Source organism: Micromonospora sp. NPDC048935, from assembly GCF_043197875.1.
Lineage (GTDB): Bacteria > Actinomycetota > Actinomycetes > Mycobacteriales > Micromonosporaceae > Micromonospora.
In genome coordinates this window covers 113,737-128,236 of the sequence record NZ_JBICTZ010000006.1, presented here as the reverse complement: position 1 = coordinate 128,236, position 14,500 = coordinate 113,737, and the positions used below count along the sequence as shown (strand labels likewise).

The 14,500-nt window shown below is 68.4% G+C and carries 12 protein-coding genes; 5 read left to right on the top strand and 7 right to left on the bottom strand.

Annotated features, from left to right (window positions below; all coding sequences use genetic code 11):
* Positions 1-498 precede the first annotated feature (498 nt).
* On the top strand, positions 499-1,989 hold the full coding sequence (locus tag ACGFIW_RS18465; protein WP_393316813.1) for a flavin monoamine oxidase family protein: 1,491 nt from the start codon (positions 499-501) through the stop codon (positions 1,987-1,989).
* A 116-nt stretch (positions 1,990-2,105) separates the two neighbouring features.
* Here ACGFIW_RS18465 and ACGFIW_RS18460 read toward each other — a convergent pair whose 3' ends face one another.
* From ACGFIW_RS18460 to ACGFIW_RS18430, 7 genes are all read right to left on the bottom strand, one after another.
* Positions 2,106-3,938, bottom strand: a complete 1,833-nt coding sequence (locus ACGFIW_RS18460; protein WP_393316810.1) for an acyl-CoA dehydrogenase — start codon at positions 3,936-3,938, stop codon at positions 2,106-2,108.
* A 36-nt stretch (positions 3,939-3,974) separates the two neighbouring features.
* Positions 3,975-4,637: a TylF/MycF/NovP-related O-methyltransferase gene (locus ACGFIW_RS18455; protein ID WP_393316807.1), complete on the bottom strand. Its 663-nt coding sequence runs from the start codon at positions 4,635-4,637 to the stop codon at positions 3,975-3,977.
* A gap of 1 nt (position 4,638) precedes the next feature.
* Positions 4,639-5,772 (bottom strand): transposase, encoded by a 1,134-nt coding sequence (locus ACGFIW_RS18450; protein WP_393316804.1) that lies wholly within the window; start codon positions 5,770-5,772, stop codon positions 4,639-4,641.
* A 256-nt stretch (positions 5,773-6,028) separates the two neighbouring features.
* Entirely contained in the window at positions 6,029-7,414 is a 1,386-nt protein-coding gene (locus ACGFIW_RS18445; protein ID WP_393316801.1) for an FAD-dependent oxidoreductase, read from the bottom strand.
* The gene (locus ACGFIW_RS18440; RefSeq protein WP_393316798.1) at positions 7,411-9,162 is read right to left on the bottom strand and encodes a thiamine pyrophosphate-binding protein; all 1,752 of its coding nucleotides are present in this window, start codon (positions 9,160-9,162) and stop codon (positions 7,411-7,413) included. The genes ACGFIW_RS18445 and ACGFIW_RS18440 overlap by 4 nt, the downstream gene beginning before the upstream one ends.
* Positions 9,159-10,184 carry a 3-oxoacyl-ACP synthase III family protein gene (locus ACGFIW_RS18435; RefSeq protein WP_393316795.1) on the bottom strand — a complete coding sequence of 342 codons (1,026 nt, stop codon included), beginning with the start codon at positions 10,182-10,184 and terminating at the stop codon, positions 9,159-9,161. The genes ACGFIW_RS18440 and ACGFIW_RS18435 overlap by 4 nt, the downstream gene beginning before the upstream one ends.
* Complete coding sequence (locus ACGFIW_RS18430) at positions 10,181-10,813, bottom strand: SRPBCC family protein (RefSeq protein WP_393316793.1); 633 nt, start codon at positions 10,811-10,813, stop codon at positions 10,181-10,183. The genes ACGFIW_RS18435 and ACGFIW_RS18430 overlap by 4 nt, the downstream gene beginning before the upstream one ends.
* Positions 10,814-11,054: 241 nt before the next feature.
* Between ACGFIW_RS18430 and ACGFIW_RS18425 the strand changes: the two genes are divergently transcribed.
* Genes ACGFIW_RS18425 through ACGFIW_RS18410 form a run of 4 tightly spaced genes read left to right on the top strand, consistent with a single transcriptional unit; the run spans position 11,055 to position 14,492 of the window.
* Positions 11,055-11,306: an acyl carrier protein gene (locus ACGFIW_RS18425; RefSeq protein WP_393316790.1), complete on the top strand. Its 252-nt coding sequence runs from the start codon at positions 11,055-11,057 to the stop codon at positions 11,304-11,306.
* Complete coding sequence (locus tag ACGFIW_RS18420) at positions 11,303-12,172, top strand: class I SAM-dependent methyltransferase (protein WP_393316787.1); 870 nt, start codon at positions 11,303-11,305, stop codon at positions 12,170-12,172. The genes ACGFIW_RS18425 and ACGFIW_RS18420 overlap by 4 nt, the downstream gene beginning before the upstream one ends.
* Positions 12,172-13,503, top strand: coding sequence for an NAD(P)/FAD-dependent oxidoreductase (locus ACGFIW_RS18415; protein WP_393316784.1), 1,332 nt, complete (start codon positions 12,172-12,174; stop codon positions 13,501-13,503). The genes ACGFIW_RS18420 and ACGFIW_RS18415 overlap by 1 nt, the downstream gene beginning before the upstream one ends.
* A complete protein-coding gene (locus ACGFIW_RS18410; protein WP_393316781.1) occupies positions 13,500-14,492 on the top strand; it encodes an SDR family oxidoreductase in 993 nt (330 codons plus the stop codon). The genes ACGFIW_RS18415 and ACGFIW_RS18410 overlap by 4 nt, the downstream gene beginning before the upstream one ends.
* Positions 14,493-14,500 lie beyond the last annotated feature (8 nt).

Below are 14,500 nucleotides of genomic sequence, written 5' to 3'. Positions count from 1 at the left end.
GGACCAACCGTCCGGTGTCATCTGTCGGGGAGCTGACGAAGACGCCACAACTGAGGTTGTAGCCGAGGGATTGCCCTGCAACGACATCAGCGTCCGCCCCGCAGTCGCCGCCGAACCCCCGTGATATCCATGACTGGAAGAAGCCCACCGAGGCATTCGCCGAACCCGGAGAGAAAATGCTTCGACGCGAAATGCGGGAATGTCGGTTCCGCGCCGACATCGAGCGGGCTTTCTCCGCCATTTACGCACTTCGAGGATTGGCGATGACGGGTCCACCGATTCCCGCGCGACCAGGTTAGACTGGCCACTTCCTGCTTTGGGGGGAGGCGGGGCATTGCGTTTTGGTGAGTGAGCTGCGGCCATCCGGGTGATCTGCCCACCCGGCCGTTCCCAACCGGCGATCAGTTGTCAGATCACGTCTCCGGAACGGGCTCGGCACGCGGCTGTTCTCCCACCATCCGTGCGCGCACCGCAGATTCACCCTTTCTCATCACCAACATGCGATCGGGGTTCAAGCGCATGGAGACGTTCACCGCAGGGCCGGGTCGAGGCGACGTCGCCGATGCCACGATCGCCGTGCTCGGCGCCGGTGTGGCCGGGCTGGTCGCGGCGTACGAACTCGTCCGCCGGGGGCACCGCGTCGTCGTGCTGGAGGCGGACTCGCGGGTCGGTGGCCGGATCTTCACCCACCGGTTCGGCGACGGCGCCGGACCGGTGGTCGAGCTGGGCGCGATGCGGATCCCCGGCGACCACGAGCTGACTCTGCGCTACATCGACGAGATGGGCCTGAGTGACCAACTGCGTCCGTTCACGAACGTTCTCACCGATCCCGACAATCTGCTGCGTATCGGCAGCCGGTTCGTGCGGGCACGCGATGCCGCGGACGCACTCATCCACGAGACGGCACGATCCTGCCCGGGAGCGGCCCACCGGTCCGACGCACTGCTCTTCGTGGGCTGGATGCACGCCATGGTGCGGGCGCTGGCGCCACGCGAGCAGCGCGACATCATGCGCGCCGACCTGGCGGGTCTGCTCGACGTGGTGGGCGGCCTGGACGTGACACCGTTTCTCCGGGACGGACGCGCCGACCTCGGCGCGGCGTTCCGCCGGCACCCGGAGCTTCGCGCTGCCTGTAGCGGTCGCCTGAAGGGCTTCCTCGACGACATCCTGCGCAGGTTCAGCACCGGGATGGTGTGCCTTCCCCACGGCATGGATCAACTACCGAACGGGCTGGCGAGACGCCTTCCGGGCCGGGTCCACCTGCGTCACGAGGTGACCGCCATCGAGGTGCGCCCGGAGGGCGTGACGGTCGGGCTGGCCACCGAGCGGGGGCCGACGACGGTGACCTACCCCGTCGTCCTCTGCACCCTCCCCTTCTCCGTCCTGCGGAACCTCCCGCTGCGGGGGTTCGACGCCGACAAGGTGGAGACCATCAAGCGGCTGGACTACGGGTCCGCCACCAAGGTGGGGCTGCTCTGCGCGGAGGCATTCTGGAACCGGCACCGCACCGTCGGTGGCGGATCAGCATCGGGCGGCACCATCCGGCAGACCTACTACCCGGCCCCGATCACCGATCCGGCGGGCGCGGCGGCACTTCTCGGCAGCTACACCATCGCCGAGGACGCCGATCACCTCGGCCGGCTCTCCGTCGAGGAGCGGCACCGGATCGTCGTCGACGAGTTGACGGCGATGCACCCGGAGCTGCGGGCCGCGGGGATGATTCAGGACGTCGTCAGCGTCGCCTGGGGAGAACGGCGTTGGAGTCGCGGGTGCGCGGCAGTCCGGCAGGGGCTCACCGGCGCCGAGCTGGAGCAGGACGCCGCTCAAGCCGTCCGCGCGCAGGGCGGCCTGTTCTTCGCCGGCGAGCACTGCTCCGTGACACCGGCCTGGATCCAGGCCGGCATCGAGACCGCGCTCACCGCGGTACGACAGATCGACCGGTTCGCCGCCGTGGTCGCCGAGCACCGGGGCAGCACGGCGGTCCGGTGAAGGTTCTCGACTCCGGTCCGGCTCCCCGCCGCGGTTGCCGGAGCCTGGCCGGGTGCCCGGCGAAAGCCCCGCCGTACCCGTGGGTACGGCGGGGCCGGATCTGTCGCGGACGGTCGTCAGAGTTCCGCGGCACTCATCGCCATCAGGGTGCCGCCGCCGTACTCCACCAGCCGGCGCCGCACGGACAGCTCGGGCAGCACCGTCGTCGCGAAGTACGTCGCCACCGCGACCTTCCCCCGATAGAAGTCGGCGTCCGGACCCGACGCCCCGGCGTCCAGCGCGGCGATGGCGATATCCGCCTGGCGCAGCAGCAACCAGCCGATGAGCAGGTCACCGATGCTCATCATGAACCGGACGGTGTGCTCTCCGACGGCCAGCATCTGGTCCGGGTCGCTCTGCACGGCGAAGAGACGCTCGGCCAGCTTGGCGAGCATGGCCTCGATGTCGTCGGCCGCGTCGCCCAGAAAGCCGCGTCCCTCCTTGAGCCTGCCGTTGCCAGCCTCGCCGCTGCTGAAGGCACGGATGTCACCGATCAGCGCGGTCAGCGTCTGCGCGTTGTCCCGGACGATCTTGCGGAACAGCAGATCCATGGACTGGATCGCGGTCGTACCCTCGTAGAGCGAGTCGATCCGCTGGTCCCGCACGTACTGTTCGAGTGGATAGTCCTGTAGAAAGCCGGAGCCGCCGAAGATCTGCAGTGCGTGTTGCAGCTGCTCCGCGGCCCGTTCCGCGCCCACACCCTTCACCAGCGGCAGCAGCAGCTCGTTGAGGCTGCTGGCGAGCCGCACGTCACCCTCGTTCGCCTCCACCTGGTCCAGGAGGGTCGCGGTGTACAGGTACAGCGCCCGCAGACCCTCCGCGTACGCCTTCTGTAGCAGCAGCGAGCGCCGTACCTCGGGGTGGTCGACGATGGGGATGCGCGGTGCCCCCTTCTCGAAGATCCGCCGCAGGTCCGAGCCCTGCACCCGTTGCTTGGCGTATTCGACGGCGTTCAGGTGGCCGGTGGAGAGCGTGCCGATGGCCTTGATGCCGACAGTCATCCGGGCCCACGAGATGACCTGGAACATCTGGGCGATGCCCTCGTGCACGTCCCCGAGCAGCCAGCCCTGGGCCGGCACGCCGTGTTGGCCGAAGGACAGTTCGCAGGTGGCGGACCCGCGAATGCCCATCTTCGACTCCAGGTTTGTCGCGTACACACCGTTGCGCGCCCCGGGAGCGCCGGTTTCCGGGTCGAAGAGGAACTTGGGCACCAGGAAGAGACTCAGCCCTTTCGTTCCCGGCCGGGACGCGATGCCGGATCCCTCCGGCCGGGCCAGGACGAGGTGCAGGATGTTCTCGGTGATGTCCTGGTCGCCACCGGTGATGAAACGCTTCACCCCGTCGATGTGCCAGGAACCGTCGGGCTGCTGGATCGCCCGGGTCCGGGCAGCACCGACCTCCGATCCCGCGTCGGGCTCGGTGATCACCATCGTGGCGCTCCAGCCCCGCTCCATCATGAACCGTGCCCATCGCCGCTGTTCCTCGGTGCCGGTGCGGTCGATGATGGCGGCGCAGTTCGGCGCGGCGCTGAAGTACAGGTGCAGTGCGGGATTCGCGCTGACGAGCAGCTCGACCGCCGCCCACTGGACACTGGGGGGAACGCCGAACCCGCCCAGCTCGACGGGGAGCATGAGACGGTGCCAGTCATCGGCCCACAGCTGCCGGTACATCCGGGCCAGCGAGGGCGTGACCGTCACATTGTGTGACTGCGGGTCGAACACCGGCGGGTTGCGATCGGCGTCCGCGAAGCAGTCGGCCACTGCCCCGGAGGCCAGCGCCGCTGTCTCCCGCAGGAGACGCCGCGCGGTGTCGGCGTCCGTCTGCGCGAATGGCCCCCGGCCGATGCCGGTGTCGAAGACCTCGAAGAGGTTGAACTCCAGGTCCCGTACGTTGCTGCGGTAGTGCCCCAAGACTTCGTCCCCGTTCCTGTGCGTGGCGTCGGCTGATCAGTGCCCCGCGGGTGCCACCCAGCCCTTACGGATGTAGCCGAAAGCGAGGTCGCCCGAGCCGACCAGCACGGACACCTTCTCCGGCTTGTCGGCGAAGAACTCGTCGCACGCTCGCTTCGGGCCGGAGAACCGGTCGAATGCCTGCGGATTGCGCCCGCTGTCGCAGTAGTCGTCGACGATGAGGATGCCGCCGTCGCTGAGTCGCGGGTAGATGTGTTCGAGGCTGACCTGGATCGACTCGTAGTAGTCGCCGTCGAGATAGGCGAAGCAGACCCGCTCGGGCAGTTGGGTGGGCAGTGTCTCGTCGAACCACCCGGCGTGGACGTTCGGGAGCGGCAGCTCCCACTTCTCGAACGTGGCCTTCAGGTCGGTGAGATCCACCTTCAGCGCGCCCTCGGTGAGGAACGTGTCGTGTTCGCTCGGCTTCGGCAGACCCTCGAAAGAGTCGTAGAGGTGCAACTCGCGCTCGGGTGCGAACTCCTCGATAAGCCGTTGCAGGAAGACACTCGTGTTGCCGGCGTGGCAGCCGGCCTCCACCACGTCCCCCGCCACCCCCTGCACCAGGGTGCTGGACAGCGCCCAGTAGATGTTCACCAGGCGGTCGACGTCGCCGTACTCGACGTTGTCCGCCGCCAGCTTGAGGATCATGTCATTGTCCACGTCAGGCTCCGAGTTCTCCGTCAGCCGGACCGGCCAGGGTCAGCTCGTTGGCCAGCTGCACAGTCATGGCGAGAGTCATGTGTCGGTACCAGCCACGCCAGCTGCGCACCTCGTACCGGTCCATCCGGATGTCGCTCCGGATGTCCTTCCAGCGCCGTTCGACGTAGCGACGCTCCGCGATGCTGCGGACCACGTCGCTGGTGAACATCTGGTAGCCCGCTCTGGCCTGCTGGTAGGGGCTGGCACTGCGGCCATCCCGGCTGTTCGCTGGTGCGAACCGCACGGTGACGGGGCCGCGCGGGAGGGCTTCCCGGCCGCGCTGCGCGGTGTCACCCGAGCGCCGTGCGTCGTCGCGCATCACCGGCGCCGCCGCGTCGATCCGGGCCACCCGGCCCAGTTCGTCGAGGCTGAGGCCGGCCAGGTGCGGGATCTGACGCTGCTGCAACGCATCCAGTACGCCCCGGCTGTCCCTGCAGTGCAGGGACAGGTAGACCCGGTCGGGCCGGAAACCGTTGTCCATGGCGGAGAGGATCAGATCCCGGGCTATCGCTGACTTCGACCGGTAGGGCAGGCCGTCCGGGATCCGTCCGCGCGCACGCCGGTCGCGGTCGCTGATCCAGGCCGGCGGCAGGTAGAGACCGAGATCCAGCATGAACAATCGGATATCCGGCGTGACGTGCAGCAGGAACAGCGCACACTGGCAATTCTGTGCCCGCCCACTCTCGGGCCGGTACTGGTAATCCACTCCGGCCGGGGCGTTGCCCTTCTTGGGAAACGTCGCCTCGACGACGTAGAGGCAGCCCGCCGCTCCGACGCTGGACCGGACGACCTCGCGCAGTTTGCGCCGCGCGTCGGCGTCGTCCCACTGCGCGGTGGTGAGCAGTCGTTGTGCGCCGTCCGCGCGTGCCTCGCGCGAGTAGCTGGCGACATTGCGCCGCCCGGCCGCATCGACGTCGGATCCCCCGGCGAGGCCGAGGAGGTACTGCAATGCCCGTTCCCGTGGCTCCGCTCGGGCGAAGCAGCCGGAGATCCGGCCGTGCAGCCGCCGCAGCATCGTCTCCACATTCAAAGCCAGGTTGGGATAGACGTCCCCCAGCCTCGGATCACGGTCCAATTTGTCGAGTTCCCGAACCATTTGCAATGGATATCCCCATCCCCGATTGGAGCTATCTTCTACACGTTGAGAATTCCACAACCTGCGCTGGAATTGATCAACTTCATGTTCCGTTCACCCCGGCTTGCGCCCCCCATCTCTCTTGATCAAGAGTGTCGGCTCCTCCGGGGCCCCCTCCAGATGGAACGTGAAACGATCAATCCAGCCTGAATGGTGGCACGGTAACGACTTCCCGCAGTGATACCAAGCCGAAAGCGCGGATATGGCGGGCTCGGCCTCAGAGCGGAACCCTCGACCATCGGCTCGCGCGAGCCGCCGCTCTCTCGGCCCGACCGCCTTGCCAGGCACGTTGCCACACGCGGCGCGCCATCGCCGCCATGGTTATCAGGGAAACGGCGATATCGGCGCCACAGCGGCGCAACAGGCGGTCCTGCCGCTCGGCGCGCGCCACGCAATCCATATACGGCACGGCAGAGTGAGCGATCATCGTGTATATGGGCACAATCCGGCCACCTGACCGCCTATACAGCCAATGCAGCAGATACTTGCGGGCCGCCACCCGGTGCTGCGGACCGGACTCGCGCATCTCCGCGAAGTTGTCGAGGGACAGCTTCGCCAGAATCGCGCTCTGCGGCTCCCTGCGTCGCTGGTAGGTGGCGAACGCGGTCGCCCGGTCGGGGGTTTCCGCGACACACCGGCTGAGCTCCAGGCAATCCTCGAACCCGGCGTTCATTCCCTGCCCGAAGAACGGCACGACACTGTGGCAGGCGTCGCCCACCAGCACCACCGTGTCGCCGTGGTACCACTGCGAGGTGAGCATGGTCGGAAAGGCGGACACCGGGCTTCTGGACACCTGTTCCTCCAGGTCGGGAATGAGCCCGGAGACGTCACCGAAGGTCTCGTCGAAGCAGCGACGGATCCGTTCCGGCGTGTCCAGTGCGTCGAAGCCGTCTGCTTCGCCGGCCGGCAACACGCACACACCGTTGAACGTGCCGTCCACGTTGGGCAGGGCGAACATCATCCGGTCCCCGCGCGGCCACGCGTGCAGCACGGTGGGGTCGAGCTCCCCCTTGATGACGATCTCCTTGTACCGCCAGGGCACGTAGTGCATCTGGAGGTCGGCGAACGCGCCGTGCTGGACGTAGCGGCGAACCGTCGAATGGGTGCCGTCGGCACCGACGACGAGATCACCGGTGAAGCGCCGACGCCGGCCGGTGGCGGTCTCCAACCCGACCACCGCGGGTGCTGTCCGGTCCACCTCCAGACATTTCACGCCGAAATGAAACCGTACGCCATGGCACTTCTCCGCCTCGTCGACGAGCAGCGAGGACAACCCGGCGCGGGACACCGCGTAGAGAACCTGCTCTCCGTTGTGCCCGTAGGGCAGCAGATTGACCGCGCCGCTCGCCAGGTGTACGGCACGAGCGCGCAACGGCTGCCCAAGTTTGGTGATCACCTCCTGCTCGAGCCCCACTTCGCGCAGCGCACGCAGACCACGCTCCGACAGGGTCAGGTTGACCGACCGCAGCGTCCGCTCGCCGCCAAGCCGCAGGTCGGGTCGACCCTCGATGATGTCCACCTCGTAGCCACGACGCGCCATGAGCATGCCGAGCAGCGGGCCGGTGAGGCCCGCACCGACGATCACCACTCGGCCGGCTGTCATGAGCGGTCTCCCGGACGCACCCGCCGCCCGGTGAGCGCATGGGTGGGGGCGTCCGCGGCCACGAACGGCATCATGGGCGGAATCTCGTCACGACGCAGCCGCAGCTCCAGCACCCCGGGCCGATCGTCATGGCCCGCGTGGTACTCCGTCAGCAGTGCGCGCAGTTCGGGCAGCGCCCCGGCCGAACCGACCCAGAGATCGTCGGGCCGCCCCAGTCCGCGGGCCACGGAGACGACGTCCACCGGGTGGTAGAGGGAGCCTTCGATCCGGCCACCGAACATCTGCCGTTGCCGGGACGCACACATGGCGTGTCCCGCGTTGTTGAAGACGACGTACAGGATCGGCAGGCCCAACTCGGCGGCCGTGTGGATCTCCAGGCCGTTCATGAGGAAGGCGCCGTCGCCGAGCATGACCATGGTGCGCCCGGAGGGAGCACCCAGTTGCATGCCGATCGCGGCGGGCACGGTGTACCCCATCCCGCCCATGCCGAAGGCCGTGAACGCCCGCCCTCCCGTCGGCAGCGTGATCAGGTGGGCGGCTGCCGCCCCGCAGTTGCCCGCGTCGGTGAGCAACCGGTCACCCGGACGCAGGTACTCGCCCAGCAGGTCGATCGCCTCGCTGGCCAGCAAGGACTCCTCCGCCGGCACGACGCTCTCCACCTCCAGCTCCGGCGTGTAGTGGCGCAGCTCGTACTCGAATGGTGGGGCCTGAAAGGGCTCGGCGGTGAGCAGGTCGCCGAGGGCCCGGAACATCTGACCGGCATCGGTCTCGACGACCAGGTCCGCCGCACCGGACCGGCGGGCGACCGACCCGTCGTGCGCGATCACGACCACGCGGTCGGGCTTCAGGTCGAGGATCGGCCCCCGGGTCAGGAAACCCAGGTCCGAACCGGCAGCCACCACGAGATCGGCCTGTTCGAGCAGGTACCGGTGCACCGACGGGTGCCCGGCCACGCCGACGACGCCGAGGTACAGCGGGTCGTCCTCGTCGAGATCACCGCGGTTGGACATCGAGGCCGCCACCGGGATGCGGGCCCGGCGAGCGAAGGCGACCGCCGCGTCCCCGTCCGGCGACGATCGCAGTTCCGGGCCGAGGAGCAGTACCGGCGCGACGGCCCGGCTCAAGGCGTCGAAGATCTCCCGCAACGGCTCCGGGGGCACCTCCTGACGCCCGGCGAACTCCGACAACCCGGCCGGCCAGTCCGCCGGCGCCGGGCCGGCCGGTGCCGCGAACACGTCCCGCGGCACCAGGAGCGCCGCCGGGCCGGGCCGGCCGGACAGGGCCGCGGTCAGCGCCGCCCGCAACTCCACCCAGCAGTCGTCGCTGCCGGTGATCCGGCCCGTGTACTTGGTGATCGACCGCAGCAGGCCGTGCGCGTCGACCGTACCGGGCCGGCCGGTGGACTCCTGGAAGGCGCCGAGCCCGTCGGAGACGGCGGGTGACTGGCCCACCAGGGCGAGCACCGGGATCCCGTCGTTGTGCGCCTCGGCCAGCCCGACGGCCAGATTCATCATGCCGCCACCGGACGTGGAACAGCACACACCAAGCGTGCCGTAGGCCCGGGCGACCCCGTCGGCCATGAACGCCGCGCCGTCCTCCCGCTTGGCCAGAAACGAGCTGATCCGGCCGGCACGCCGCTGGTGCAGTGCGTCGAACACGTGCTCGATGTTGGCCCCGCCGACCCCGAACACGTGCCGCACACCCAGGTCGTCGAGGGCATCGATGAGCGCGCCGGCGATCGTTCTCATGCCGCGGCCCTCCACCGCAGGGCCGCAGCCGCGGCCAGGTCTCCGGCATGGGCGAAGCCCGCCACGACGACAAGCGCGCCGGCCGGGATCGTGTCCTCCTCGATCGCGTGGGACAGCGTGATCGGCGCCCCGGCGCCGAACAGGTTGCCGTACCGGTCGAAGGTGTCCAGGTGCCGACCCGGTGGCAGTTGCAGCGCCTCGGACCAGTTCCGGAGGAACATCCGGTTCGGCTGGTTGGTGACGAGGACGTCGATCTCGCTGGACTTGGCGCCGATCCGCCGGCAGACCGTCTCGACGACCTCGGGGACGAGGCGATTACCCCGCGAAATGATCTTCGCAACGCTGGCCTCGGTGAACTTCACGTTCAGTTCCGCCTCGCCCGGCTCCCAGTACAGGCTGCCGTCCTCGCGTTCGATCTGCATGTCCGGCGCCGCCTCCGGCCGGTTCACCACCTCGACGTCGAGGACCGGCGACTCGGCGGAGGCGGTCACGTAGGCCACCGCGGCGCCGTCGCCGGGGATGGCCGACGGCGGATTGCGCAGGTTGTTCGGCTGGGTGAAGACCAGTCCGGCAGAGTTCTGCACGTTGCAGAGCAGGGCCGAGCGCGCCGGTGTCGTTTCGATGAGCATCTTGGCGAGCCGCAGCATCACGACGAACGACGCGCAGCCGGCGTTGTGGATGTCCAGGACCCAGCTGGGGCTCGCACCGAGCCGGTGTGCCACCGTCGCACCGGCACCGGCATGCGGCATGTCCGGCAACAGCACGTTGGTGAGGATGATGTCCACGTCCCGGCGGGCCTGCCCGCCCAACCTCGCGAAGAGCGTGTCCGCCGCCCGTTCGATCATGTCCGCGGCAGTGGTGTCCCGATCGACGAGATGTCGCGACTTCGGCGGCACGAACATCGGGTTTTCCCAGTTCAGCCTGCTGTCCGGGGCGATTCGCTCGGCGAAGAACTCCGTGCCGACCGGCTCGCCGGGCAGATACCGGGCGATGTCGATGATGCTGACCGGCGTGGTGGTCACGGGGCGACCTGCCGTGCCCCGCTCCCGTGCCGACGCTCCAGAATCGCCTTGAGATTCGCCAGCTCCACCGCGTGGCCGGCGTAGAAGAGGCCCCACATGTCACCGACCCAGGTCCGGTTGGGGCTCGGCGCGAGTTCGGGGTACGGGTTCTTGTCGTAGTTGGGGTGGTGGCAGTTCGTCCACACCAGGACCGTTCCCGGTCGGTTGAGGACGACATTCGCGTCGATGAGCCTGATCAGATAGACCATCCAGAGGTCTTTGCCCTGGTCCCAGGCGCAGTGGTAGTCGAGCGTACGGGCCTGCGGGTCGGCCTGGAGGCGCATGTAGATCTTCGTGTCGTCGACCAGGGTGTCCACTCCCACGAACAACCCGTCCTCGTCGGTCTCGTCGAAGCCCCGGGTGCTGTAGGTCCACTCGTTGAGGTTCTGGATGTCGGCCAGGTAGGCGTAGACCTCGTCGATCGGCGCGTCGATGTAGTCCTGGAGCGTGCAGAACTGGCCGTAGATCTGCTCATGCGAATAGACGGCGCGCGTCATGTCGGCGGCCAGGGCGAATCCCTCGTCCCGGGTGGTCGTCTCGCACCGGATAAGGCCCGGGATCTCCGCTAATTCAATTTTCTGGTATGCCATTACAAACCCCTCACCTGAGCCCGACGCTCGCTGAACGGCTCACGTAACCACAGGGCGGCGAGATCAGGCAACGACTTACGGTGGCTAAACAAGGGAATGGCGACAAGCGCGTAATTAGCGGCCGTGGACTCCCGCAACCGCAGCTATACGGCCTTGCCCGCGCCCGGCCCTCCGTGTCAGGCTCTGACTACAGGATCGACTGAGTTAATTCAGTTTGAAACCAAAATTTGGGGAGACCACTGTGGCGGTTACGGTTCAGGACGTCGTCGATCTGATCAACGCAAAGCTCGGCAGCCACGCCGACCACGGCCTCGACGCTAATTCCTCACTTCGCGACATCGGCCTCTCAAGTTTGCAAACGGCGGACATCGTATTCACGATCGAGGACCGCCTGGGAATCGAGTTCGACGCCGGCCGGGCAGCCGACATCGTTACCATCGGCGACCTCGTCGAACTGGCGAACAGCACCGCCCTGACCGAAACCCAGTCATGACGACGGCGTACCTCGGAGCGACCGCCAAAGCCATCACCCACCACTACGACGTCTCCAACGAGTTCTTCGGGCTGTGGCTGGACGAGAGCCGCACCTACACCTGCGCCTTGTGGGAACCCGGGGACACCCTCGAACGCGCCCAGCAACGCAAGCTGGACTACCTGCTGAAGGGCGCCAAGGCCAGCATCGCGGAGCGTCTTCTGGACGTGGGTTGCGGCTGGGGCAGCGCGCTGCGCCGGGCGGCGTACGGATACGGCGTACGGCAGCCGATCGGCCTGACGCTGAGCCCCTCCCAGGCCGAGTGGGTACGCGACCAGGCGCAACCGCCGGGCGTCGACGTCCGCGTCGAGAACTGGATCGATCACCGTCCGGACGCGCCATACGACGCCATCGTGTCGATCGGCGCGTTCGAGCACTTCGCGCGGTTCGACCTGCCCCGGGTCGAGCGGATGCGGGCCTACCGCTCCTTCTTCGAGTTCTGCCGCGAGTCGATGCGTCAGCCCGGCAACCGACTGGCCCTGCAGACCAACGTCAAGGGCAACAACAATCGGATGGACCGGCAGACGGTCCGGGACATGATGTTCATCATCGAGACGATCTTCCCGGAGTCGGTCCTGCCGACCATGGCGGAACTGGTGGAGGCCAGCGAGAACCTGTTCGAGGTGGTCTCCGTGCGCAACGATCCGGACCACTACGTGTCGACCCTTCAGGAATGGCTGCGCCGGCTGAGGCGCAACCGTGGCGAGGCGATCACGATCGTCGGGCCCGAGGTGGTGGCGGACTACGAGCGCTACCTGAGTGCGGCGGCCGAACAGTTCCGGCGCCGGCACCTGGGCCTGGCCCGAGTGATCTACGAGGCGGTGTGATGGCCACGAGGACTTCGACGCCGCGCCGCAGCCGGATCTTCTGGCAGGACGGCACCACCGACGCCCCCGCCGCGCCGCTCGAAGGCACGACGACCGCGGACGTCTGCATCGTCGGCGGCGGTTTCACCGGGTTGTGGACGGCCTACCTCCTCAAACAGGAGGCTCCCGCACTGAACGTCTGCGTGGTCGAACGCGATCTGGTGGGCGGTGCGGCATCGGGCACGGCCGACGGCTTCGTCACGCCGACGATCGGTAAGGACCTCGAACAGATCGTCCGCCTGCACGGGACGGAGCGGGCCGCCGCGGCCTGCGACGCCATCGGCCGGTCCATTCTCGACATCGGGCGGTTCCTGCGCCGCCACAGCGTCAACGCCGACTACGAGGCCAACAACTACCTCATGGTGGCCGTGAACCGGGCCCAGGTCGACCGGCTCAGGCAGGGCCAGGCCCTGGCCGCGCGGATCGGACCCCGGTTCGAGATGACCGTGCTCGACGCCGCGGCGGCGCGGGAACACATCGGGTCGCCGGCGATCCAGGCCGCCGTGCTCACCGGAGGCGCGATCGTCAACCCGTTCAAACTGGCCCGTGGTCTGTACGCGACGGTGCGCGCCATGGGCGTCGCCGTGTACGAACAGACGCCGGCCGACGCGGTGGAGCCCGCGACCGGCGGCTGGCGGGTCCGCACGCCGCACGGCCGGGTCGACGCCACGAAGGTCGTACTCGCCACCAGCGCGGCACAGCACCGGCTCCCCGGGTACGGCCGTCAGGTCCTCCCGGTGTGGAGCTACGCCATGGTCAGCGAGCCGTTGACCGACGAGCAACGGGCCAGGGTGCACTGGCCGCGACGCGAGGGCCTGGTGGAGACCCGGACCTTCCTCAACTGCGGCCGGTTCACCGCCGACAACCGCGTCATGTGGGCCGGCGGCCCGGCCCGGTACCATCTCCGCCGCGACATGGGTGCCCGGCGGGCCGGCGACGCGGCGGTCTTCGCCGATCTGCGGGCGTCGTTCGCGCGGTACTTCCCGATGTGGTCCGACGTGCGGTTCAGCCACACGTACGGCGGTTGTGTCGACATCACCCGGGACCTCGTCCCGCACTTCGGCAGTCGCCAGCCGGGCCTCTACCACGGCTACGGCTACTGCGGCAACGGCATCGCCGCGAGCCATCTGGGCGGCAAGGTGCTGCGCGACCTCGTCCTGGAGAAGGACTCCGACTTCACCAACCTGTTCTTCGTCAACGGCCGGGAGCCTCGCTTCCCGCCGGAGCCGCTCGCCTTCGTCGGTGTACGGGCGATGAGCCGGCTGATCGAGTGGAGGGAAGCGAACAGATGACCGCGCGAGCCATCCTGCTCACGGGAGCCGCCGGGGTGGTCGGGCAGGCCCTGCTGGCCGAACTGACCGGCCAGCCGGTGATCTGCCTGCTGCGGCGGGGCAGGTTGCCTGCCCCCGGGCCGGAGGTGGTGACAGGTGACATCTCCCGTCCGAGCTTCGGCCTCCCACCGGAGGTGTACGAGTCCCTGACGCGGCGCGTGGGCACCGTCATCCACTCCGCGGCGCTCACCGAGTGGGGACGGCCCGCCGAGGACTACGAGGGCGTCAACATCGCCGGCACCCGGCACGTCATCGACTTCGCACGCGCCGCCGGGGCCTCGGTCCACTACATCAGTACGGCGTTCGTCGCCGCGCTGGCCGGTGAGTCGCCCGTGAAGCTGAGCCCGGGCAACGTGACCACGAACTACGTACTGTCGAAACGGGCGTCCGAGCTGCTGCTCGCGGAGTCCGGTGTGCCGCACAGCGTGTATCGCCCGACCAATCTGATCGGCCACTCGGCGACCGGCTGGACCAGCAAGCCACAGATCGTCCAGTTGGTCGCCGACTGGGTGGGCCGGGGGCGCGCCGACGTCTTCCCGGCGCATCCGGGCAACCTCATCGACGTCGTCGCACAGGATCTGTGCGCCAAGGCCGTGGCGGAGGCGATCCGCCGGGATGACGTGGGCCGCCAGTTCTGGTTGACCTACGGCAAGGCGGCAATGACCGTCGACGAGGCCGTTGATCTCCTCATCGAGCATGCCCGGTCGACGGGCCGCCGGATCCGGGTCCCCCGCATCGTTCATCCCGCCGACCTCGATGCCGCGGCACTGGACGCGCTGCCGCCGTCCTCACGGCGGTTCGTGCAGGTCCTCGCCGATGTCAGCGAGGTGACCGCGGCCAGCGGCGGCATCCTGCCGAGTTCCATGAGCGAGCTCGTCGAGGAGTACGGACTGCCCGAGATCGGGGACAAGGACGCGTTCCGGCGCAGCCTGCTGGCCGCGGCCAACTGACGGAGGAC